Below are 23,414 nucleotides of genomic sequence, written 5' to 3' on the forward strand. Positions count from 1 at the left end.
GTGAGCGACACGCACCACCCCGACCTCGCCGCGCTCCCCGCCGACTTCGTGTGGGGGGCGGCCACGGCCGCGTACCAGATCGAAGGCGCCGCGTCCGAGGACGGCCGCTCCCCCTCCATCTGGGACACCTTCAGCCACACCCCCGGCAAGGTCGCGGGCGGCGACACCGGCGACGTGGCCTGCGACCACTACCACCGATGGCGCGAGGACCTGGGGCTGCTGGGCCAACTCGGCGTGGACGCCTACCGCTTCTCGATCGCCTGGCCGCGCGTCGTCCCCGACGGCGACGGCGCGGTGAACGAGCGCGGGCTGGCCTTCTACGACCGCCTCACCGACGCCCTCCTGGAGGCGGGGATCACCCCCTTCCCCACCCTCTACCACTGGGACCTGCCGCAGACCCTCCAGGACCGGGGCGGCTGGCCCGCGCGCGAGACCGCCGAGCACTTCGCGGCGTACGCGGCGGCCGTCGCCGACCGCCTCGGCGACCGGATCCAGAACTGGGCGACGCTCAACGAGCCGCTCTGCTCGGCCTGGATCGGCCACTACGAGGGCACGATGGCGCCCGGCCTGACGGACATGGCGGCGGCGGTCCGCGCCTCCTTCCACCTCCACCTGGGCCACGGGCTCGCCACCCAGGCGATACGCGCCGCCGTCCCCGGCGCCCGCGTCGGCATCGTCAACAACCTCACCCACTGCGACCCCGCCACCGACAGCGACGCCGACCGCGCGGCGGCGTACCGCTCCGACGGGCACAACAACCGCTGGTGGATGGACCCGCTGCACGGGCGCGGCTACCCGCAGGACATGGTCGACCTGTACGGCACCGAGCCGCCTGTGCAGGCGGGGGACCTGGAGACCATCGCAGCCCCGCTCGACTGGCTCGGCCTCAACTACTACTTCCGCAGCGTCACCGCCGACGATCCGACCGGGCCTCTCCCGCACGCCCGCCCGATCGACCTCCCGGCGGGGACACGGGTCACGGGCATGGGCTGGGAGGTCTACGCCGAGGGCCTGACGAAGACCCTGCGCCGGATCACCGAGGAGTACGGGGCCCGCTGCCTGTACGTCACGGAGAACGGCTCCGCGTACCCCGACGTCGTCGGCCCCGACGGCCAGGTCCACGACCCCGAACGGACCCGCTACCTGGACGAACACCTCGCCGCGTGCGCGCGGGCTGTGCGCGAGGGAGTTCCGCTGGCCGGCTATTTCGCCTGGTCGCTGCTCGACAACTTCGAGTGGGCGTACGGGTACGCGAAGCGGTTCGGCCTCGTCCATGTCGATTACTCGACGCAACGCCGCACGATCAAGGGCAGCGGCCGTCACTACGCGGACCTGGTCCGCGGCCACCGTGCCCGGCGCTCCCGCGCCGCCTGACCCCCACAGGAGGGGCACCCCCTGCTCTCCCCTGCGCAGGGGGTGCCCCTGCTCGTGCCCGATTGCTCGCGCAGTTCCCCGCGCCCCTGCCGGGGCATGGCTGCTGCTCCCTCCGCCCCACTGTGCTTGGGGCTGCGCCCCTACTCCTCCCTCCCGCGAAGCTTGGGAAGTCTGCGCAAGGCGCAGGGTTGGCAAGCGCAGCCCCCCACGCCGGGTGCCCCGCGTACAGGGCCGGGTTCGGGGAGCCCCGGGCTGTGCTTCGCGGACTGCCGCCGCGTCGTGGCTTGTCGCGCAGTTCCCCGCGCCCCTGAGGGCAAAGGGGCAAGCCCCGACGTGTCGTGACCGGGCGCGCCCACGCGGCGGAGCCGCACAGCAGACACAGCCCCGCGCCCCCAGGGAGAAGGGGCAAGCCCCTACCTCCTGGAGTCGCACAGCAAGCACAGCCCCGCGCCCCTGCCGGGGCGCACCCGTACCCCCACAGAGTGAAAGGACGCCGCAATGTCCCCCCACATACGCAGACGTACCCTCCTAGGCGGTCTCGCCGCTGCCGGCATCGGCGGGATCGGGATCGCCGCCGGGGCGAACGCCGTACCCGGCAAGAAGAAGGCGGCCGAGCCCGACTTCGGGCCGAACGTGAGTGTGTTCGGGCCCGATACGCCGATCGCGGAGATCCAGGCCCGCCTCGATGACGTGTTCGGCAAACAAGAAGAAGCCCAGTTCGGGGACGGCCGGTACGCGGTGCTGTTCAAGCCCGGCACCTACGACGGCGTCGACGCCAGCATCGGGTTCTACACGCACATCGCGGGCCTCGGCCTCTCCCCCGACGACGTCACCGTCAAGGGCGCGGTGCACGCGGAGGCGGACTGGTTCGACGGGAACGCCACGCAGAACTTCTGGCGCTGCGCCGAGAACCTGTGCGTCGAGCCCAAGGGCGGCGCCGACCGCTGGGCGGTCTCGCAGGCCGCGCCGTACCGCAGGATGCACGTACGCGGCGATCTCCAGCTCGACGACGGCGGCTGGTCCAGCGGCGGGCTGATGGCCGACACGAAGGTCGACGGCCAGGTCCGCTCCGGCTCGCAGCAGCAGTGGCTCTCGCGGAACACCGACTGGGGCGGCTGGGAGGGCTCCAACTGGAACATGGTCTTCGTCGGGGCGCGGAACGCCCCCGCCGGGGACTTCCCCAGCCCGCCGTACACGCGCGTCGAGAAGACGCCGAAGGTGCGCGAGAAGCCGTTCCTGTACGTGGACGACGCGGGCGACTTCGCCGTGTTCGTGCCCGCGCTGCGCACCGGGTCGACGGGCACGTCCTGGGACGGCGGCGGCAGGCCCGAGGGTGAGTCGCTGCCCGTCGGTGACTTCCTCATCGCCACCCCCGACACCTCCGCCGACGCCATGAACGAGGCCCTCGGCGGCGGCAAGCACCTGCTGCTCACCCCCGGCGTCTACGCGCTGGGCGACACGCTGAAGGTGACCCGCGCGGGCACCGTCGTGCTCGGTCTCGGGCTCGCCACGCTCGTACCGGCCGCGGGCAAGGCCGCGATGACCGTCGCCGACGTGGACGGCGTGAAGCTCGCCGGGTTCCTGGTCGACGCCGGGGAGGGCGGCTCGCCCACGCTGATGGAGGTCGGGGCGGAGGGCGCGGACGGCGACCACGCGGCGGACCCGACCTCGCTGCACGACGTCTTCTTCCGCATCGGCGGCCCGCACGCCGCGCAGGCGACCCGCAGCCTCGTCGTGCACAGCAACCACGTGATCGGCGACCACACCTGGCTGTGGCGCGGCGACCACGGGGACGGGATCGGCTGGGAGACGAATCCGGCCGACACCGGGCTCGTCGTGCACGGGGACGACGTGACGTTCTACGGGCTCTTCGCCGAGCACTACCAGAAGTACCAGGTGGAGTGGAACGGCGAGCGCGGCCGGACGTACTTCTTCCAGAACGAGATGCCCTACGACCCGCCGGACCAGGGCTCCTGGATGAACGGCGACACGCGCGGCTTCGCCGCGTACAAGGTCGCCGACGGGGTGCGCGACCACGAGGCGTGGGGCATGGGCTCGTACTGCTTCTTCAACGTGAACCCCGACGTCGCCGCCGACCGCGCGTTCGAGGTGCCGGAGGCGGCGGGCGTGAAGCTGCACCACATGGTCGCCGTCTCCCTCGGCGGCACCGGCACCATCGCGCACGTCGTCAACGGCACCGGCGGCCCCGCCGACAAGGGGAACCAGGTCGCGTACCTCACGGAATACGGCGGCTGAGGGCGGGAGGATCCCGGCATGCATTCGAGAAACCCCAGAAAGCTACGGAAAGCGGCACTTCTCGGCTCCGCCTGCCTCCTCGCCCTGACGGCCGCCGGTCAGGCGGACGGCGCCCAGGCCACCACCGCGCAGGTGTGGATCACGACGGCGGACGGCGGGAAGCGGCTCGCGCGCGGCGACGACGCGACGTTCGACGGGAGCGCCCAGCCGGTCGACATCCGCGTGGACACCGGCGAGAAGGAGCAGGAGTTCACCGGCGCGGGCGCCTCGGTCACCGAGGCCTCGGCGCGGCTGATCGGCGGCCTGCCGCAGGGCGAGCGCGACGCACTGCTGGCCGACCTCTTCAGTGACGGTCAAGGCGACGGCATCGGGCTGGACTATCTCCGCCAGCCCCTCGGCGGCTCCGACTTCGTCGCCGAGCTGCCCTACTTCACGTACGAGGACCAGCAGGGCTCGTTCTCCCTCGCCCGGGACGAGAAGGAGGTGCTGCCCCTCGTCCGCGCGGCCAAGAAGATCAACCCCGGCATCCGCGTCATGGGCACGCCCTGGTCGCCGCCCGCCTGGATGAAGGACGGCGGCAAGCTGGAGGGCGGCAGCCTCAAGCGCGAGAGCTACGAGGAGTACGCGGACTATCTCGTCCGTACGGCCAAGGCGTACGCCGAAGCGGGCGTGCCGCTCGACGAGCTGACGGTGCAGAACGAGCCGCTGTTCGAGACGACGTACCCCTCCACGCACATGTCGGCGGCCGAACAGGCCGACTTCCTCCGCGTGCTGGACGGCAAGCTGACGGCGGCGGGGCTCGACACCGGGCTGTTCGCGTACGACCACAACTGGGACAAGCCCGAGTACCCGCTCGAAGTCCTGGAGAAGACGAAGGACGTCGAGCGCGTGCAGGGCGCGGCCTTCCACTGCTACGGCGGGCAGCCCGAGGCCCAGCAGCAGGTACGGGACGCGGGCGAGCGGGTCTTCTTCACCGAGTGCTCGGGCACGGACAGCGACGACCCGGCGAGGACGTTCCCCGACACCCTCAAGTGGCAGACGGAGAACCTCGTCATCCGCAGCCTGCGCTCCGGGTCCGAGACGGTCGTGCTGTGGAACCTCGCGCTGGACGCCAAGGGCGGGCCGCACTTCGGCAACTGCGGGACGCGCTGCAACGGCGTCGTGGAGGTCGAGGGCGGCAAGGCCGCGAAGAACGCCGAGTTCTACTCGCTCGGCCACGTCTCCCGCTTCGTGGACCGGGGCGCGCGGCGCGTCGGCTCCACGAGCGAGGGGTCCGGCGGCGTGCAGAACGTCGTCTTCGAGAACCCCGACGGCTCCCGCGCCGCCGTGGTCCTCAACCCGACGGACGAAACGCGACGGTTCTCCGTCACGGAGGGTGGCAAGTCGGCGGAGTACGAGCTCCCTGCGGGAGCTGTGGCGACGTTCACCTGGTCCGGAGTGCCCGAGGAGTAGCGGGAACTCACGCGCTGATCCGAACGACCTCTTCCGTAACCGCACCCGTCACGTCATATTGGACTGGACCTTTGACCGGGCCTCTACGGAAGGGCCTCGATGCCGCCGCAGCCGTCGCCGTACGCGCCCCGGACCCGGACCTTCTCCGGGGCGTGTCACGGCACCCTCGGCGAGCTGTATCAGGGGCCGGTGACCTGCGACGGGGAGCGGGAGATCGCGCTCGTGTCGCTCCCCGTCGACCGTCACTCCTGGCACCACTTCACCACCGGGGCCAAGCCCGAGAAGGCCCCTTCCCTCCCGCCCGGCGAGAAGGCCGCACGTGCCGTCCGGCTCTTCCTGGAGCAGCACGGGCGCACGCTCCCGCCCGGCGCCTGGGAGCACCACTCCGAGCTGGACGTCGGGGTGGGCATGGCCAGTTCGACCGCCGACGTCGTCTCGGCGCTGCGCTGCCTCGCCCAGGTTCTGGCGCTCCCCTCCGACCTCCGGTCCCTCCTGGACGTACTGGCCGCGATCGAGCGCGCGGACAGCGTCTTCCTCGACGAGTTCGCCCTCCACCTCAGCGCCCGGCACCGCGTCGTGCGCCGCCTCGGCACCTCCGTCCGCTTCCACACCGCCTACGTCCGCGAGCCCGGCACCGTCGACACCGAGGCCGTGACCGGGGCCCTCCTGACCCACTACCGGCGGCGCTCCACCGAGTACGCGCGCTGCCTCGACAGCATGCTCAAGGGCTTCTCCGCGCACGACCCGCGCGCGGTGGCGCGCGCCGCGACGAGCAGCGCCGCGCTCGGTCAGGAGGTCCTGCCCAAGGCGGTGTTCGAGGCCGTGCTCGACGCCCGCCACGAGTTCGCCGCCGACGGGGTGTTCGTCGCGCACACCGGCTCCCTCGTCGGCTACCTCTACGCCGAACGCCCGGGCCCCCGGCTCAAGGGTGAGCTGTCCGCGTTCTTCCGCACGCTCGGGCATCAGTGTTCGTTCGCCCAGGGAGGCTGCTGGTGATCCACCGTCACATGGCCGAAGCCCTCAAGTCCCCGCTGCTGGTCCGGCTCTCGGAGCGGGTCGTCCTCGTCCGGTTCGAGTCCATGAAGATCTATTCCGCGCTCGCCGCCGTCCGCGGCCTGCTGGACCGCGGCACGATCCGCCCCGGCCACACCCTCGTCGACAGCTCCAGCGGGATCTACGCGTACGCCCTCGCGCTCGCCTGCCACCGCTACGGCACCCGCTGCCACATCGTCGCCTCCACCACCGTGGACACCACGACCCTCGCCCAGCTGGAGATCCTGGGCGCGACGGTGGAGCAGGTCGCCCCGTCCAAGGACCTCAAGCTCGACCAGAAGCTGCGCGTCGCCCGCGTCAAGGAGATCCTCGCCGAGCGGCCCGACGCGCACTGGATGCGCCAGTACCACGACCGGATCCACTGCGCGGGCTACCACGAGATCGCCGGGAAGCTCGCCGCGGCCCTTCCCGACCGTCCGCTGACCGTCGTCGGCGGCGTCGGCTCCGGCGCCTCCACGGGTGGGCTCACCGAACGGCTGCGCCACCACGTCCCGGACGTCCGGCTGGTCGGCGTCCAGCCCTTCGGGAGCGTCACGTTCGGCAGCGAGGACCACCACGACCCCGAGGCCATCATCGCGGGAATCGGCTCCTCGATCCCCTTCGCCAACGTCCGCCACCACCTCTACGACACCGTCCACTGGCTCGACTTCACGCACGCCATGGCGGGCACCGTCGCGCTGCTGCGCGAGCACGCCGTCTTCGCCGGGCTCTCCACGGGGGCCGCGCACCTCGTCGCGCGCTGGGAGGCGCGCCGCGACCCCGGACGGCTCCACCTGGTGATCGGCGCGGACACCGGCCACCGTTACGTGCAGCGGGTCTTCGCCCGGCACGCGGAGGCCCCGGACACCGCCGCGCTCCGCCCCGCCGAGATCGGCTCGCTCGCCGAACTGGCCATGCCCTGGTCGGTGATGGCCTGGGACCGGGCGCCGTACGACCACGACCACTCCCCCGAGAAGGAGCGCACGGCATGACGGTCGTCTCGCTGGAAGCGCTCACGTTCGGCCTCGGCCGACTGGCCGACGCGGCCGGCCGGCTGGGCGAGTGCCTGGTCCTCCTCACCCGGGACCCCGCGTACTACCACCACGAGCTGGAGTCCCTGGACGAGAGCGCGCTCGACATCGTCCGCGTCGAAACGTTCGACACCGAGGCCGTCGCCGCCGAGCTGGCCCGCGTACGGTCGCTGCGCGGGCTGATCAGCTCGACCGACACCTGGATGCTGCCCGGGGCCGATCTGACCGCCCGCTTCGGACTGCCCGGCCTGGACGCGACGGCGCTGCGGCTGGCCCGCGACAAGGCACGCGTCCGCGAACGGCTGTACGGGGCGGGGCTGAGCCGGGGCCGCGCGGTGGAGGACCCCGACCCCGAGCGGCTGGTCAAACTCGTCGAGTCGGAGACCGGCTTCCCCGCCGTCCTCAAGGACACGGCGGGCACCGGCAGCATGAACGTACGCCTGGTACGGGACGCCGGTGAACTGCGCGCGGCACTCGCCGAGTCCCCGGCGGACCTCAAGGGCAGGCGCTTCGCGGAGCCGTACTTCAGCGGACCCGTCTACAGCGCCGAGACCCTCACCTGGGACGGGCGCACCCGGCTGCTCGGGGTCTCCAGCAGGCTGATGTCGCGGGAGCCGCTCTTCCGCGAGGAGATCACCGCGTTCCCCGTGGCCTTCCCGGAGGGGGAGCACGAGGAGCTGGAGGGGTGGCTCGACCGCGTACTGGCCGCGCTCGGCTACACCGACCGCTTCGCGCACGTCGAGTTCGCGCTCACCGGGGACGGGCCGGAGATCGTCGAGGTCAACCCGCGCATCGGCGGGGCGCTCGTCGCGGAGGGCATGTGCCGGGCGCTGGGCGTCAACGTGTACGAGGCGATGGTCCAGGCCGCACTCGGTACGCGGCCCGGCCTGATGGACGCGCGCGTGCCCGGCGACGGGCCCGCCTCGGCCTTCGTCCTCGGCTATCCGGACAGCCCCGGCATGCTGACCGGCGTGGCCGGACTCGACCGGCTGGCGGGGATGCCGGGCGCGCCGCGCTGGTACCCGACGAAGCCGCCGGGCGCCCCGCTGGAACACCTCACCGACAGCCGCGGCTACGCCGGAATCCTCTACGCCGAGGGCCCGACGGCAGAGCTGGCGACGCACCGGGCTGTGGCCGCCGCAAATACTCTCCGGGTACTCACAAGTGCCCCGTAAGGGGCGCGGGGCCGATACACATGCGGCTCCGCCGCGTGGGCGCGACAAGCCACAACACACCCGCAGCCCGCGACGCGCCTTCAGGGGCACCCCATTCTCGGCACATGGTCTCAACGGCGGGGCCCGATTCCTGCTGCTCAGCTCCTTCCTCATCCCGCTCGGCAGCTTCATGGTGCTGCCCTTCATGTCCGTCTTCCTGCACGAGCGGCTGGGGATGGGCATGGGCGCGGTCGGCGTGGTGCTGGCGGTGGCCTCGCTGGTGCAGTTCTCCGGCGGGATCTTCGGCGGCGCGCTGGCCGAACGGGCGGGGCTGCGGCGGACGATGGTGTGGGCGCTGGCGCTGCGCTCGGCCGGGTTCGCGGCGTTCGTGGCGGCGCTGCGCTGGCCGCACCTCGCGGTCGCCGCGCTGCTGCTGACGTGCTGCGGCGCGGCGCTCTACCTGCCCGCGAACAAGGCGTACCTGGTGCACGGCGTCCCCGCCGAGCGCCGCCCGGCCTTCCTCTCGGTGAGCAACGCGGCGCTGAACGCGGGGATGGCAGCGGGCCCGTTGATCGCGGGCCCCTTCGTCCTGTCGGCGCCGGGCGGCCTGTTCGTGGCCGTCACGGCGCTGTTCGTCCTGATGACGGCGGGCCACGCGCGACTGCCGGACCGTGCGGTAGCAACCGGCACGGTGCCGGACGGCCCCGTGCCGGGCGGTCCCGCCACGGACGTTCTCGTCGCGGACCGTTCCGTCGCGGACGCTTCCGTGGCGGAAGGCCCCACCGCGCACGGCCCCGTCACGGACAGCCCCGTGTCAGACGGCCCCAGCACGGGCGTTCCGGCCCGGCACGGTCTGCACGGTCTCCTGCAAGGTGCGGCCCCGCTCCCCTTCGCCGCGACCGTCCTCAGCTTCTACCTCTACTTCTACTTCCAGCACTACCTGGCCGTCTTCGCGGTCGAGCGGGCCTCGGCGCAGTTCTACAGCCTCGTGCTGCTCACCTGCTTCCTCCAGGTGATCGTCGTGCAGCCGCTCGCGTCCGGATGGATCGGGCGGCTGCCCTACGCCCGCGCGCTGGCCCTCGGCTTCGCCGCGCTCGCCGCCGGGATGGCGGTGCTCGCGGCGGGCTCGCGTGCCGCGATCCTGCTGGGCGCCGCGCTGATCACCTTCGGTGACCTGGTGCTGTTCCTGAAGAACGACCTGGAGGCGCTGGCCCGTTCGCCCCGTTCCGACGCGGCCGTCTTCGGCCAGCAGCGCCTCGCCGCCGGGCTCGGCGCCTGTGCCAGCGGCGTGCTCGGCGGGGCGCTGGGCGGCGGGGACGGGGCCGTCTTCTGGCTGGTGGCCGCCGCGCAGTGCGCCGTCCTGCCGCCCCTGCTCGCCCTCGCCCTCCTCCGCCACCCACGAGAACGGGAGACCGTGTGAACACCTTCGACACCGAGGACTTCTGGACCGACTTCTACGACATCCTCTTCCCCGAGAGCCGCTTCACGCAGGCCGCCGCGCTGGTCGCGGACTCTCCGCTCCTCGACTTCCCGCCCGGCACACGGATCCTCGACATGTGCTGCGGCGCGGGCGTGTTCACCGCCCCGCTGGCCGCGCGCGGTCACGACACGACGGGCGTGGACCGCAGCCCGGCCATGCTGAAGAAGGCGGGGGAACACTGCCGGGCCGCCGGAGTGGCCCCGCGCCTGGTCGAGGCCGACGCGCGCGAGGTGCGGGAGCCCGGCGCGTACGACGTGGTGCTCAACCTCTTCACGTCGTTCGGCTACTTCGAGGACCCGGCCGACAACGCCGCCGTCCTGGACGCCACGCTCGCGGCGCTGCGCCCGGGCGGCACGCTGCTGCTCGACCTCGCGGGCAAGGAGCTGCTCGCGCGCCGGGCGCACGGCACGAAGGCCGTGCGCCACGGCGAGGACACCGTCTTCCAGACCGACACCGTGCTGGAGGGCTGGGAGCGGCTCCGCAGCGACTGGGTGCTGGTGCGGGGCGAACGCGCGTACCGGGCGCGGCTGGAGTGGTTCATGTACACGGCGGCGGAGCTGCGCCGCATGCTCCGGGACGCCGGGTTCTCAGAGGTCGAGACCTTCGGCGGTTTCGACGCGCGGCCCTACGACGGAGACGCCGAGCGGCTGATCGTGCGCGCCCGCCGCTGAGGCCGAGGACCTGGCCCGTCCGCCGTCGCGCCCGGAGAGCAGTACGGCGCAGAGCGCGACCAGTGTCGCGACGGCGGCCAGCAGCACCGCCCAGCGGACCAACTGCCGTGTGCCGGTGGGCTTTCCGGGCCGTTCGCCGCGCCGCAGCGGGCGGAGCAGGCGGTGGAGGAACAGCGCCGCGACGGGGAGCTGGAGGGCCCAGAGGGTGGTGCGGGGCCAGCCGTCGTACCAGACGTTGGTGCCGTAGAGCAGGGTGTGCCAGACGCTGAGCACGTAGACGACGATGACGAAGCGGTGCAGGGCCCGCCAGGCGCGGGCGCCGATGCGGTGGCGCCAGTAGAAGAGCAGGCCGAGCGGGATGGCGGTGTAGAGCGCGGCCTGGCCGATCGGGATGGCGATCTCGCCGGTGCCCGAGGAGTAGCCGCCGGGGACGAACGTGTCGACGAACGCCTTCCCGAAGCGGGTCGTCCAGCTCAGTTTCGTCTCGTAGCGGACGAGTTCGGCGGCGAACATCAGCGCGTGGGCGAAGATCAGCACGATGGCGCTGAGGCTGGTCGTCCGGTGCAGCCGCTCCATCGCGGCGTGCGAGCGCGCGAACCGGCCGGGGCGGGGCCCGGCGAGCAGCAGCCCGACGACCACGGTGCCGTACGCCCAGAGCAGCGCGGACCAGCCGAACGCCTGGCTGAGCCAGTACATCCAGAAGGTGTCGGCGTCCTTCATGAACGGCATGACCTTGACGGTGTCGGAGGCGCCGGAGCGTATCCGCGCGTACAGCAGCGCGAAGACGGCGGCGGTCACCAGCAGGCTCACGCCGAAGTCGAGTCCGGCGGCGCGGATGTCACGGCGGAGCGTGACGCGCCGTTCGCCGCCGGACGGCCGGGAGGGGCCGGGGAGCGGTTCCGTCACCGCGGCCGTGTCGTCGGAGACCATGGGGGAGCAGACCCTTTCGCTGACATGGGGAGTTCCGGGTCGTGCGGGGCCCATTGTGCTGAGCGCACCGCACCACGTCATTGGTCTGAACCAGACTGGCAAAAGTTCCCGACTTCGCCGAAAAACTGCCCCGGACAAGCGCCCCGTCAGGGGTGCGGGACACCGGGCACGCCGACTCCCTCAGGAACGGCCCACCCGCATCGGACGGTCGGCCGGGAGGACCTCCGCCACCTGGCCGGCGATCTCGCGGAGCCGGGGGGCCAGCCGGTCGACGCGCTCGGCCGGGAGGCGGACCGTCGGCACCTGGACGACGAGCGCCGCGTGCGCCAGGCCCCGCCCGTCGAGCACGGGGGCTCCGATGCTGGAGACGCCCTCGACGTTCTCCTCGTTGTCGACGCTGTGGCCCCGCTCGCGGGTGCGCTCCAGCTCCTCCGCGACCTCGGCCGGGGTCGCGAGCGTCCGCGCGGTGACGCCGGGCAGCGCGGCGGGCAGCCCGGCGAGGTACTCCTCGGCGTCCTCGGCCCAGGCCATCAGCACCTTGCCGGACGCCGTCGAGTAGAGCGGGAAGCGGGCGCCCGGGTGCTGCTCGAAGCGGAGCGGCATCGTGGACTGCACGCGCATGACGACGACCGACTCCTCGCCGTCCCGCACGACGAGGTTCACGGACTCGCTCGTCTCCGCGTTGAGCTGCTTGAGCAGCGGCATCACGCGGTCGGCGCCGAGCGCGCGCTGCGCGGCCTGGCCGAGGAGGATCGCGGTGCTGCCCAGGTAGTAGCCGTCGTTGGCCGGGTTGCGGGTGAGGAAGCCCTCGGCGGCCAGCGCCCGTACGACGCGGTGCGCCGTGCCCGGCGTCAGCGCCAGCCGGGCGACGATCTCGCTGACCTGGACGTCGCCCTCGGCCTCGATGAACAGCCGCAGCACGGCCATGGCCCGGTCGATCGCCTGCGTGCCGGACCGGCTCTCGGACCGGCCGTCCGACCGGCTCTCGGGACTCCTGGTCACCCGGTTTCTCTCCTCACGACAGGCCCCGCGGGCGTACGGAACGACGTACGGATCGCCGCCACCGCAGCCTACCCAGCGCCCGGAACGGGTCCGTGCACACCCATTGACCCCTCCGGGCAACCCCTCCTAGCGTAACGCCAATCCACATTGTGGAGCCCATTCCACATTGCGTTTCCCCGCACTGTGCACCGTGTCACGCGCCAGGAGGTTCCGTTCCATGCCGCGCTTCGACCACCCCACCGAGACCGTCTTCACCTGGGCCGCGCCCTCCCTCAAGTTCGGGCTCGGGGCCCTCGCCGAGATCGGCGAGGACCTGCGGGCGCTCGGCGTCACCCACGCCCTCGTCCTCACCGACCCCGGCGTCGCCGCCAGCGGCGTACCCGACCGCGTCGCGCACGCCGTCAAGGCGGCCGGTCTCGCCGTCGACGTCTACGACGGGGTCGCCGTCGAGCCGACCGACAAGAGCATCGAGGAGGCCGTGGCCCACGCCCGTTCGGGCCCCTGGGACGGCTACGTCGCCGTCGGCGGCGGCTCCGCCATGGACACCGCGAAGGCCGTCAACCTGCTCACCAGCCACGACGGCACCCTCATGGACTTCATCGCCCCGCCCATCGGCGGGGGCCGGGTCCCCGACGGGCAGCTCAAGCCGCTCATCGCCGTGCCCACCACCTCGGGCACCGGCTCCGAGGCGACCTCGATCTGCGTCGTCGACCTGCTCGATCTGCACCTCAAGGCCGGGATCAGCCACCCCCGGCTGCGCCCCCAGCTCGCCGTCGTCGACCCGCTCACCACGCTCTCCGTGCCGCCGCAGGTCACCGCCGCCAGCGGCATGGACGTCCTCACACACGCCGCCGAGAGCTACACCGCGCTCTCCTTCGACGCCCGCCCCGCCTTCCCGAACGCGCAGGCCCGCGCGGCGTTCTGCGGCGCCAACCCGATCAGCGACGTGTGGTGCGAGAAGGCCATGGAGCTGGTCGGCGTCCATCTGCGCAAGGCCGTGATGAACGGCAACGACCTCGACGCGCGCTACGGCATGGCCTACGCCTCCGCCGTCACCGGCATGGGCTTCGGCAACGCGGGCACCCACATCCCGCACGCCAACGCCTACCCCATCGCCGGAGCCGTCGAGGGCTACCAGGCCGAGGGGTACCCCGAGATGCCGATGGTGCCGCACGGCCAGGCCGTGGCCTCCACCGCCATGGCCGCGTTCCGCTACACCTTCCCCGCCGACCCGAAGCGCCATCTGCGCGCCGCCGAACTCATCGGTGGACGCCCCGTGGACCCCGACGAGGGCGCCGAGGCCCTGCCCCGCGTGCTGCGCGAACTCATGCGCGACATCGGCATGCCCAACGGCATCTCCGCCTTCGGCTACGGCGAGCCCCAGCTCGACACGCTCGTCGCCGGGGCGATGAAGCAGTCCCGCCAGCTCTCCGTCGTCCCCCGCCCGCTGACCACCGAGGCCGCCGGACAGATCTTCCGCGAGTCACTGCGCAACTGGTGACGCCACGACGCCAGCCGCCCCTGGCGAGAAGGAGGCACCGCCATGCCCGCACCACCAGAACAGTCACAGGCCGCACCAGCCCCGACCCCCGCCCGTAAGGTCGCCCTCGCGGGAGCCATCGGCACCACCATCGAGTGGTACGACTTCTTCCTCTACGGGACCGCCGCCGGGATCGTCTTCGACAAGCTCTTCTTCCCCGAGTTCGACAGCCTCGTCGGCACCCTCATCGCGTTCTCCGCCTTCGCGATCGGCTTCGTCGCCCGCCCCCTCGGCGGCATCATCTTCGGCCACTTCGGCGACCGCGTGGGCCGGAAGACGGCGCTCGTCACCACCATGTTCCTGATGGGCGCCGGCACCTTCCTCATCGGCGTCCTGCCCACCTACGACTCCATCGGCGTCTGGGCGCCCATCCTCCTCGTCTTCCTGCGCATCGTGCAGGGCATCGGCATCGGCGGCGAGTGGGGCGGCGCGGTCCTGATGTCCGTGGAGCACGCGCCCGAGGGCCGCAAGGGCTTCTTCGGGAGCTGGCCGCAGATCGGCGTGCCCGCCGGACTGATGCTCGGCACCGGCGTGTTCGCGCTGCTCTCCTCCACGCTCAGCAGCGAGCAGTTCCTCTCCTGGGGCTGGCGCATCGCCTTCCTGCTCAGCGCGGTCCTCGTGCTGATCGGGCTCTGGATCAGGCTCCAGGTCTTCGAGACGCCCGCGTTCACCTCCGTACGGGAGGAGGGAGCCGAGGCCCGGATCCCCTTCGTCGAGATGCTGCGCACCTCGAAGCTGAGCCTGCTGCTCGGCATGGGCACGCGCATGGCCGAGGGCATCGCCTTCAACACCTGGGGCGTCTTCGTCATCGCCTACGCGACGACCGAGCTGGACATGCCCCGCACCCACGTCCTGATCGGCGTGATGGTGGCCTCCGCGGTCTGCGTCCCCATGATCCCGCTGTGGGGCCATCTCTCCGACAAGTACGGGCGACTACGCACCTTCGGCCTCGGCACGGTGCTCTTCGGGGTGTCCGCCTTCCCGGCGTTCGCGCTCTTCAACACCGGCTCGGCGCTGCTGATGGGCGGCGTGCTCGTGGTGACGCTAGGGATCTTCTACGGCGCGATGTACGGCCCGCAGGCCGCGCTCTACGCCGAGCTGTTCCCGCCCCATGTCCGCTACAGCGGCGTGTCCTGCGTCTACCAGATCTCCGGCGTCGTCGCCTCCGGCATCACCCCGCTCGTCCTCACCGCGCTGCTCAAGGCGGGCGGCGGCAGCCCCTGGCTGCTGACGCTGTACGTCGTCGGGATGACGGCCGTCAGCCTGCTCTCGGTGATCCTCATCGCCGTGCTGCGCCCCGCGGCACGCGCGGAGGCGGCACGGACCGCTCCCCCCAAGACCGTGGAGGACGTGGCGCCCGCGGAGGTCGCCCCGTGACCGGCGATCTCGGCGCGGAGCTGCGCCGCGCGGGCGTCGGGGACGTGGACGACTCGGACCTCGCCCGCTCCCTCTACGCCTCCGACGCCTCGCTCTACCGCGTACGCCCCCGCGCCGTCGTACGCCCCCGGGACGCCGACGAGATCGCCGCCGTACGGGAGGTGTGCGCGGAGCACGGGGTGCCCCTCACCCTGCGCGGCGCGGGCACCTCCCTCGCGGGCAACGCCGTCGGACCCGGCGTCGTCCTCGACACCTCCCGCCATCTGCACCGGATCCGGGAGGTGGACCCCGAGGCCCGTACGGCGCTGGTCGAACCCGGCGTCGTCCAGGCGGACCTCCAGCGCGCCGCGGCACCGTACGGGCTGCGGTTCGGCCCCGATCCCTCCACCCACAACCGGGCGACCCTCGGCGGGATGATCGGCAACAACGCCTGCGGCTCCCGCGCGCTCGGCTACGGCCGCACCAGCGACAACGTCCTCGGCCTCGACGTCCTCACCGGTACGGGCGAGCGCCTGCGGCTCGGCGCCGTGCCGGACCGCACCACCGCCTCCCCTCTCCTGGACCGGCTGCGCGCCGTGACGGACGGCGAACTCGCCCTGCTCCGCACCGAGCTGGGCCGCTTCCCCCGCCAGGTCTCCGGCTACTCCCTCGAACACCTCCTCCCCGAACGCGGCTTCGACGTGCCGCGTGCCCTCGTCGGCAGCGAGGGCACCCTCGCGCTCACGCTCGCCGCCCGCGTCCGGCTCGTACGGGACGCGGCGGCGCGGCTCCTCGTCGTCCTCGGCTACCCGACGATGGCGGAGGCGGCGGACGCCGTGCCCGCGCTCCTCCCGCACTCCCCCGTGGCCTGCGAGGGCCTCGACGCCCGGATCACGGACACCGTCCGCGCCCGCAAGGGCCCGGGCGCCGTGCCCGAACTCCCGCGCGGCGGCGGCTGGCTGCTGGTCGAGCTGGCGGGGGACGACGAGCGCGCGCTGCTCGCCGCGGCCCAGCGGCTGAGGGCGGACGCGGGCGCGCTCGACGCCCGTACGGTCGAGGACCCGGCGCAGGCGGCGGCCCTGTGGAAGATCCGCGAGGACGGCGCGGGCCTGGTCGCCCGCACGCCCTCCGGGGAGCCCGCGCACGCCGGATGGGAGGACGCGGCGGTGCCGCCCGAGCGGCTGGGCGCGTATCTGCGGGAGTTCGAGGAACTGCTCTCCGCGCACGGGCTGACGGGCACGCCGTACGGGCACTTCGGCGACGGCTGCGTGCACGTCAGGATCGACTTCCCGCTGCGCGAACGCCCCTCCGTCTTCCGCGACTTCCTCCTCGAAGCCGCCGCGCTCGTCGCCCGTCACGGCGGCTCCCTCTCCGGGGAGCACGGGGACGGGCGGGCGCGCGGCGAGCTGCTGCCGCTGATGTACTCGCCGAAGGCGCTCTCCCTCTTCGCGCGCGTCAAGGGCGTCCTCGACCCCGACGACCTGCTCAACCCGGGCGTGATCGTCCGCCCCGACCCCCTGGACAGCGCGCTGCGCGCCCCCCACGCCCCACCCCTCACGCGCCGTGAACTCCCCACCCTCGCCCTCGCCCACCGCCACGACGGCGGCGACCTCTCACGCGCCGTCCACCGCTGCACGGGCGTCGGCAAGTGCCGCGCGGACACGGCCCGTTCGGGCGGGACCGGGGTGATGTGCCCCAGCTTCCAGGCCACCCGCGACGAGAAGGACTCCACGCGGGGCCGGGCCCGCGTCCTCCAGGACGTGGTCTCCGGCGCGCTCGGCCCCGACGGCTGGCGCTCCGAGGCGCTGCACGACGCGCTCGACCTGTGCCTCGCCTGCAAGGGCTGCGCCTCGGACTGCCCCACGGGCGTGGACATGGCCACGTACAAGGCGGAGGCCCTCCACCAGCGCTACCGCCGCCGCCTCCGCCCCCGCGCCCACTACGCGCTGGGCCTCCTCCCCCGCTGGACCCGGCTGACCGGCCGGGTGCCCGGCGGCCGGTCGCTGGCCAACGCGGTGCTGCGCTCGCGCGCCCTGCGCCCGCTGCTCGCGTGGGGCGCGGGCATCGACGGACGGCGCGAGCTGCCCGCGTTCGCCCGTCGCGGCTTCCGCCACTGGTTCGCCCGCCACGACTCGCCGCCCGGACGCCACGGCGACGTGGTCCTCTTCGTCGACACCTTCACCGAGGCGTTCTCGCCGGAGACCGGCATCGCCGCCGTCTCCGTCCTGGAGGACGCGGGCTACCGCGTGACGGTCACCGAACGCCCCGTCTGCTGCGGCCTCACCTGGATCTCCACGGGCCAGCTGGACGGCGCCCGCAACCAGGCCCGCGAGACGGTACGGGCCCTGCTCCCGCACATCCGAGCGGGCGCCACGGTCGTCGGCCTGGAACCCTCCTGCACGGGCGTGCTCCGCACGGACACGGAAGAACTGCTGGCCGACGCCGAATCGGAGGCCGCCGCCGAGGTCGCCGCCGCCACCCTCACCCTCGCCGAGCTCCTCGCCCGTACGCCCGGCTGGGAGCCCCCGGACCTCTCCGGCACGTCCGCCGTGGCACAGCCGCACTGTCACCATCACGCGGTGCTCGGCTGGGAGGCGGACGCCGCGCTGCTGCGCGAGGCGGGCGCCGACGTGCGGCGGCTGGGCGGCTGCTGCGGGCTCGCGGGCAACTTCGGGGTCGAGCGCGGCCACCACGAGGTGTCCGTCGCCGTCGCCGGTCAGCAGCTCCTGCCCGCCGTGCGCGAGGCGGACCCGGACACGGCGGTCCTGGCCGACGGCTTCAGCTGCCGTACCCAGCTCGCCGAGCTGACCGACCGCCAGGGCATCCACCTGGCACGACTCCTGGCGCGCGCCCGGGGGCTGCCCGGAGGATGACCGGATGACGATGACGATGACGACGAGGCGATTCACGGGACACCGGGTCCTGCTCACCGGCGCGGGACGGGGCATCGGCGAGGCCACCGCGCGCCGCTTCGCCGCCGAGGGCGCCGCCGTCCTGGTCACGGACCGGGAGCCGGAGCGCGCGGAACGCGTGGCCGCGGCGATCACCGAGGACGGCGGCACCGCCGAGGCGTACGGCTGCGACGTGACCGACGACGCGGCCGTACGGGCGGCCGTCGCCCACGCGGCGGAGACCTTCGGCGGCCTGGACACGCTGGTCAACAACGCCTACTCCTGCCACCCCGACCCCTCGGCCTTCGAGGACCTGGACAGCGCCGCCTGGTACCAGGACATCGACGTCACCCTGCACGGCGCGGCCCGCTGCGTACGGGCCGCACTCCCGCACCTCGCGGCGGCGGGCGGCTCCGCCTCGATCGTCACCGTCGGCTCGGTCAACGCCGAACGCCACTTCGGCGACCACGCCTACAGCGCCGCCAAGGCCGCCCTCGCCTCCCTCACCCGCACCCTCGCCGTCTCCTGCGCGCCGCGCGGCGTCCGCGTCAACCTCGTCGAGCCGGGCACGATCCGTACGCCCGCGTGGTCGGGCAGGGAGGACGCCCTGAGCCGCGTCGCCGCCCACTACCCCCTGGGCCGCGTAGGCGAGCCGACGGACATCGCCGCCGCGATCACCTTCCTGGCCTCCCCCGACGCCGCCTGGATCACCGGCATCACCTTGCCGGTGGACGGCGGCCTCCTGATCAGCAACCTGGGCATGAACGAGGCGATGCGGCCCGGTGCCGCGGCTGAGTAGGGGCTGCCCCTTGCGGTGCGTTGCAGACTGCGGCTCGCGCTGTGGCTGGTCGCGCAGTTCCCCGCGCCCCTGAAGGGGCACCCCCTACCCTTCCGTGAAGCTTGGGAGGTCTGCGCAAGGCGCAGGGCTGGCAAGCGCAGCCCCCATGCCGGGCACGGGGACTCGTGCCTGCGGCATACCTCGGTCCGGCACCACATAGGGTCCCCGCATGGCGAAAGAGCAGGGAACCAGCGGCAACGGCGCCGGCACAGTGGCGCTGGCGTCCCGCAAGGGGCGGTGGGTGCTGAGCGCGTCCGTGCTCGCCTCCGGCATGGCGTTGCTGGACGGCACGATCGTGAACATCGCGCTGCCCCGCCTCGGCCGCGACCTGGACGCCACGCTCGACGTCCTCCAGTGGACCGTCAACGCGTACATGCTCACCCTCACCGGCCTCATCCTCCTCGGCGGCGGGCTCGGCGACCGGTACGGGCGGCGCCGGGTCTTCCTCGTCGGCGTCGTGTGGTTCGCGCTCGCCTCCGCGCTGTGCGGGGTCGCGCCGAACAGCGAGGTGCTGATCGCCGCGCGGGCCCTCCAGGGCGTGGGCGGGGCGCTGCTGACGCCGGGGTCGCTGGCGCTGGTGCAGTCCACGTTCCGGCAGGAGGACCGGGCGAAGGCGGTCGGCGCCTGGTCGGGGCTGGGCGGCGTCGCGGGCGCCATCGGGCCGTTCCTCGGGGGCTGGCTGGTGGACGGGCCGGGCTGGCGCTGGATCTTCCTGATCAACCTGCCGCTCGCGGCGGCCGTGGTGTTCGTGGCCGTACGGCACGTGCCCGAGAGCCGCGACCCCAAGGCCACCGGCGACTTCGACACGCTCGGCGCGACGCTCGCCGCGCTGGGCCTCGCGGGCGTCACGTACGCGCTGATCGCCGCGTCCGGGCACGAGCCCGCCACCGCGGTCGTCGTCTCGGCGGCGCTCGGCCTGGCGTGCGGGGCGCTCTTCGTCCAGGTGGAACGGCGCCGCGCGCACCCGATGCTGCCGCTGGGCATCTTCTCCGTACGGCTGTTCTCGGCGGTCAACGTCGTGACGCTCTTCCTGTACGCCGCGATCGGCGGCGTCTTCTTCATCCTCCCCGTCCAGCTCCAGACGGCGGCGGGCTACAGCGCGTTCCAGGCGGGCGTCTCCACGCTGCCGATCACCGTGCTGATGCTCGTGCTCTCCGCCCCGGCGGGCGCCCTGGCCCAGCGCGTCGGGCCCCGCCTGCCCCTGACGCTGGGTCCGCTGATCACGGCGGCCGGCCTGCTCCTCCTGCGCCGCACGGGCCCCGGCTCCACGTCGTACGTCACCGACGTACTGCCCGCCGTGGTGATCCAGGGGCTGGGCATGAGCCTCTTCGTCGCGCCGCTGACGGCCACGGTCCTCGCCTCCCTCGACGTCTCGCGCTCCGGCATCGCCAGCGGCGTCAACAACGCGGCGGCCCGCGCGGCCCAGCTCCTCATCGTCGCCGTCCTCCCCCTGGCCGTCGGGCTCTCCGCGCACGACTACACCTCGCCGGACGCGGTCGACAGCGCCTTCGACTCCGCGATGCTGCTCTGCGCCGCGCTGTGCGCCGTCTCCGCCGCACTCGCCTGGCTCCTGGTCCCCTCCTCGGCCCTCGAACCCACCCCGGACCACGAGGTGGCCCACCCGGAATGCCACACGAACCTGGGCGTCTCCGCCCCACCCCTGGAACCGGGCGAGGACCACTAGGGGGCTTCTGATGGATCTCCGCGGCGTCGAGGCGTCCGGCACGCACGCTCGCGGCGTTGCCGAAATGGCCTAGTAGCTCCGCTACGAGGCCATCCCGGCGCCTTGCGATCGCACGCACCGGACGCCTCTCCTTGCTCCACGGAGATCCATCAGAAGCCCCCTAGCGCCCCGCAGGGGCGCGCGGAACCGCGCGGGACGCGGAGGCGAGGGCGGTCCCTTCCCGGCGTACGCCGGACACCCAACAGGCCGCGCGCCAAGCGCCCCGAAGGGGCGCGAGGAACTGCGCGCGCGACCATCCACGCGCCCGCAGCCCGCGTAGCACGCGCAGGGGCACCCCCTCCTCGGCACCGAGGTCCGAGGCCTGACGCAGGCTCAGCCCAGATCGCGCCGCCGGTAGTCGGCCAGGGTCTCGCGGCGGACCAGGGTCCGCGCGTGGCCGTCGCGGACGGCGACGACGGGCGGGCGGCCGACGAGGTTGTAGGCGGAGGCCATCGACAGGTGGTAGGCCCCCGCCACCGGTACGGCCAGCAGGTCGCCCGCCCGTACGTCCGTGGGCAGCTCGACGTCCTCGGCGAGCACGTCGCCCGCCTCGCAGTGCCGCCCGACGACCGTGGCGGCCCCGTACGGGGCAGAGGTGCGGCGGCCGACGAGGCGGGGGGCGTACGCGACGCCGTACAGCGCGGGCCGCGGGTTGTCGCTCATCCCGCCGTCCACGGCGACGAACACCGGCCCGCCGCCGTTCCGTTTGACCGCGAGCACCCGGTAGACCGCGACCCCGGCCGGGCCCGCGACGGCGCGCCCCGGCTCCAGCGTCAGCCGGGGTACGGGCAGCCCGGCGGCGGCGCAGCTACCGGTCAGCTCGGCGCGGACCCTGGAGGCCAGCAGCCCGAGGTCGAGCGCGGGCTCGCCGGGCCGGTAGGCGATGCCGTGCCCGCCGCCGAGGTCCAGCTCGGGCAGCGTGACGCCGTAGGCGTCCCGTACCCGCGCCATCAGCCCGACCAGCCGCCGTACGGCCGCGAGATACGGCCTGACGTCGGTGATCTGCGAGCCCAGATGGCAGTGCACCCCGGCGAGTTCGAGCTGGGGCTGGTCGAGGACGCGCGCGACGGCGTGCAGCGCCGAGCCGTCGCTGAGGCTCAGCCCGAACTTCTGCCCCTCGGCCCCCGTCCGTACCTTCGGGTGCGCCCCCGCCTCGATGCCCGGCACCACGCGCACCAGGACCCGCTGCCGCCCGCCGCGCCCGACGGCAGCGGCGAGGCGCGCGATCTCCGACGGGCCGTCGATCACGATGCGCCCGGCCCGCAGCCGCAGCGCCGCCTCCAGGTCGGCCGGGCTCTTGGCGTTGCCGTGCAGCACGAGGCGTTCGCCGGGGACCCCGGCGGCGACGGCGAGCTCCAGCTCCCCGGCCGAGCAGACGTCGAGCCCGAGGCCCTCCTCGTGGACCCAGCGTGCCATGGCCCGGCAGAGGAAGGCCTTCGCGGCGTAGACGACGTCGGCCTCGGGGAAGGCGGCGCGGTAGGCCCGGCACCGGGCGCGGACCTCGTGCTCGTCGAGCACGTACACCGGTGTCCCGAACCGCCCCGCCAGCTCGCCCAGCGGCACTCCCCCGACGGCCAGGTCCCCCTCCGCCAGGAGGGCGGCGGAGCCGGGCCACACGGCCAGTTCGTCCTGGCCGCCCGGCCGGGCCCCGCGCCGTACGGCCAGCGGCGGCGCGCTCATCGCGCAGCGCCCTGTGCGACCGGGTCGACGGTCAGCCCGACTCCGCCCAGCGGATCGGCCAGCGCCCGCAGCGCGGCCTCCGACAGCCGTACGAACGGCTGGCCGCCGCCCAGCACGGCGGTCAGCCGCCCCTCGGACGTGAACCCCACGGCCGTACGCCCGCCCCACGGCGTGCGGAAGAGCCGCGCCACGCACCCCGTCGCCCCCGGTCCCGTGCCCGTACCCGGCCGGACCGGCACGAACAGCGGTCCGGCCGGGCCCCGTTCGGCAGGCTCGGGGTCCTCACCACGGCAGCACTCGCACTCACCCATGTCGTACGCTCCTTCGGCGTTCCGGAAGAACACACCGAAGCTATGCCCGCCCCGCCCCCGCACCCCCGGCTCCTGACGGGACACTGACGTGAACGGGGAGCGCGTTGACGCGGCACTGGCGCGCACGGCGCACGGCGCACGGCGCAGGAGAGCGGCCCGTCAGTCCTGGATCATCCTGTTCCCCGCGCTCCAGCGCCCCTTCCCCGTGCCCCGCTCGCGCTGGCGCCGTACGACGTACCGTCCCGGGGCGATCCCGGTCGCGCCGTGCTCGGGGTGGATCAGATACGCGACGGCCGTGGCCTCGATCATGCCGAGGGACAGACCCGTCAGGTCGCGGACGGACTCGGTCCAGCGGCAGGCGCCGGGGTCGGCGACGAGCGCGTGCGGATTGCCGCCCCCGGCGCTGCGGAGCAGCTCGACCCCGCCGGGCGGCACCTCGGTCCAGTGGGCGTAGCGCGACTCCCGGACGTTCTCCAGGAGGGCGCCGGGGATGACGATCAGGTCGCCCTGCGCCTGGATCCCGGACACCACGGGGACGGTGACCTCGCGCTCCAGATGCGCGAGGACGTCGCGGCCGGTACGGGCGGAGAGTTCGCCGAGAGTGGTCGTGGACGTGGTCGCGTGCGTCTTCATGTTCATGTGCGGCATCACCTTGGTGTGTGAGAAGGGAAGGTACGAAGAGGAGGAGGGCCC

General features: G+C 73.4%; 18 protein-coding genes. 13 read left to right on the plus strand and 5 right to left on the minus strand.

Annotated features, from left to right (window positions below):
• From ACGF3A_RS20765 to ACGF3A_RS20800, 8 genes are all read left to right on the plus strand, one after another.
• A complete protein-coding gene (locus ACGF3A_RS20765) occupies positions 1-1,374 on the plus strand; it encodes a GH1 family beta-glucosidase (RefSeq protein ID WP_393731677.1) in 1,374 nt (457 codons plus the stop codon).
• A gap of 498 nt (positions 1,375-1,872) precedes the next feature.
• Complete coding sequence (locus ACGF3A_RS20770; protein ID WP_393731678.1) at positions 1,873-3,630, plus strand: coagulation factor 5/8 type domain-containing protein; 1,758 nt, start codon at positions 1,873-1,875, stop codon at positions 3,628-3,630.
• A gap of 18 nt (positions 3,631-3,648) precedes the next feature.
• Entirely contained in the window at positions 3,649-5,082 is a 1,434-nt protein-coding gene (locus ACGF3A_RS20775; protein ID WP_393731679.1) for a glycoside hydrolase family 30 beta sandwich domain-containing protein, read from the plus strand.
• Between the two features lie 99 nt (positions 5,083-5,181).
• On the plus strand, positions 5,182-6,078 hold the full coding sequence (locus ACGF3A_RS20780) for a hypothetical protein (RefSeq protein WP_393731680.1): 897 nt from the start codon (positions 5,182-5,184) through the stop codon (positions 6,076-6,078).
• Between the two features lie 11 nt (positions 6,079-6,089).
• Positions 6,090-7,106, plus strand: a complete 1,017-nt coding sequence (locus ACGF3A_RS20785) for a cysteine synthase family protein (RefSeq protein WP_393731911.1) — start codon at positions 6,090-6,092, stop codon at positions 7,104-7,106.
• Positions 7,103-8,320, plus strand: a complete 1,218-nt coding sequence (locus tag ACGF3A_RS20790) for an ATP-grasp domain-containing protein (protein ID WP_393731681.1) — start codon at positions 7,103-7,105, stop codon at positions 8,318-8,320. Before ACGF3A_RS20785 ends, ACGF3A_RS20790 begins: the two co-directional genes overlap by 4 nt.
• Complete coding sequence (locus tag ACGF3A_RS20795; RefSeq protein WP_393731682.1) at positions 8,310-9,719, plus strand: MFS transporter; 1,410 nt, start codon at positions 8,310-8,312, stop codon at positions 9,717-9,719. Before ACGF3A_RS20790 ends, ACGF3A_RS20795 begins: the two co-directional genes overlap by 11 nt.
• Complete coding sequence (locus ACGF3A_RS20800) at positions 9,716-10,450, plus strand: class I SAM-dependent DNA methyltransferase (RefSeq protein ID WP_393731683.1); 735 nt, start codon at positions 9,716-9,718, stop codon at positions 10,448-10,450. The genes ACGF3A_RS20795 and ACGF3A_RS20800 overlap by 4 nt, the downstream gene beginning before the upstream one ends.
• On the opposite strand, the gene ACGF3A_RS20805 is transcribed toward ACGF3A_RS20800, so the two are convergent.
• Both ACGF3A_RS20805 and ACGF3A_RS20810 read right to left on the minus strand, forming a co-directional pair.
• On the minus strand, positions 10,367-11,380 hold the full coding sequence (locus tag ACGF3A_RS20805) for a ferric reductase-like transmembrane domain-containing protein (protein ID WP_393731684.1): 1,014 nt from the start codon (positions 11,378-11,380) through the stop codon (positions 10,367-10,369). The two genes, ACGF3A_RS20800 and ACGF3A_RS20805, sit on opposite strands and share 84 nt — an antisense overlap.
• A 180-nt stretch (positions 11,381-11,560) precedes the next feature.
• A complete protein-coding gene (locus tag ACGF3A_RS20810; RefSeq protein ID WP_393731685.1) occupies positions 11,561-12,382 on the minus strand; it encodes an IclR family transcriptional regulator in 822 nt (273 codons plus the stop codon).
• A 217-nt stretch (positions 12,383-12,599) separates the two neighbouring features.
• On the opposite strand from ACGF3A_RS20810, the gene ACGF3A_RS20815 reads away from it, so the two are divergent.
• From ACGF3A_RS20815 to ACGF3A_RS20835, 5 genes are all read left to right on the plus strand, one after another.
• Complete coding sequence (locus ACGF3A_RS20815; protein WP_393731686.1) at positions 12,600-13,883, plus strand: hydroxyacid-oxoacid transhydrogenase; 1,284 nt, start codon at positions 12,600-12,602, stop codon at positions 13,881-13,883.
• Positions 13,884-13,925: 42 nt separating this feature from the next.
• Positions 13,926-15,299, plus strand: a complete 1,374-nt coding sequence (locus ACGF3A_RS20820; RefSeq protein WP_393731687.1) for an MFS transporter — start codon at positions 13,926-13,928, stop codon at positions 15,297-15,299.
• Positions 15,296-18,151: an FAD-binding and (Fe-S)-binding domain-containing protein gene (locus ACGF3A_RS20825; RefSeq protein WP_393731688.1), complete on the plus strand. Its 2,856-nt coding sequence runs from the start codon at positions 15,296-15,298 to the stop codon at positions 18,149-18,151. The genes ACGF3A_RS20820 and ACGF3A_RS20825 overlap by 4 nt, the downstream gene beginning before the upstream one ends.
• 4 nt (positions 18,152-18,155) lie before the next feature.
• Positions 18,156-18,968, plus strand: a complete 813-nt coding sequence (locus tag ACGF3A_RS20830) for an SDR family NAD(P)-dependent oxidoreductase (protein WP_393731689.1) — start codon at positions 18,156-18,158, stop codon at positions 18,966-18,968.
• Positions 18,969-19,176: 208 nt separating this feature from the next.
• Positions 19,177-20,691, plus strand: coding sequence for a DHA2 family efflux MFS transporter permease subunit (locus ACGF3A_RS20835; protein ID WP_393731690.1), 1,515 nt, complete (start codon positions 19,177-19,179; stop codon positions 20,689-20,691).
• Positions 20,692-21,063: 372 nt separating this feature from the next.
• Here the strand turns inward: ACGF3A_RS20835 and lysA are convergent, their stop codons facing one another.
• The 3 genes from lysA to ACGF3A_RS20850 form a co-directional block, all read right to left on the minus strand.
• A complete protein-coding gene (gene lysA, locus ACGF3A_RS20840; protein ID WP_393731691.1) occupies positions 21,064-22,410 on the minus strand; it encodes a diaminopimelate decarboxylase in 1,347 nt (448 codons plus the stop codon).
• Entirely contained in the window at positions 22,407-22,721 is a 315-nt protein-coding gene (locus ACGF3A_RS20845; protein WP_393731692.1) for an SAV_915 family protein, read from the minus strand. Before ACGF3A_RS20845 ends, lysA begins: the two co-directional genes overlap by 4 nt.
• Positions 22,722-22,880: 159 nt before the next feature.
• Positions 22,881-23,360, minus strand: coding sequence for a hypothetical protein (locus ACGF3A_RS20850; protein WP_393731693.1), 480 nt, complete (start codon positions 23,358-23,360; stop codon positions 22,881-22,883).
• Positions 23,361-23,414 lie beyond the last annotated feature (54 nt).

It is taken from the genome of Streptomyces sp. NPDC048172 (assembly GCF_043202595.1).
In the GTDB taxonomy this organism is placed as follows: Bacteria; Actinomycetota; Actinomycetes; order Streptomycetales; family Streptomycetaceae; genus Streptomyces.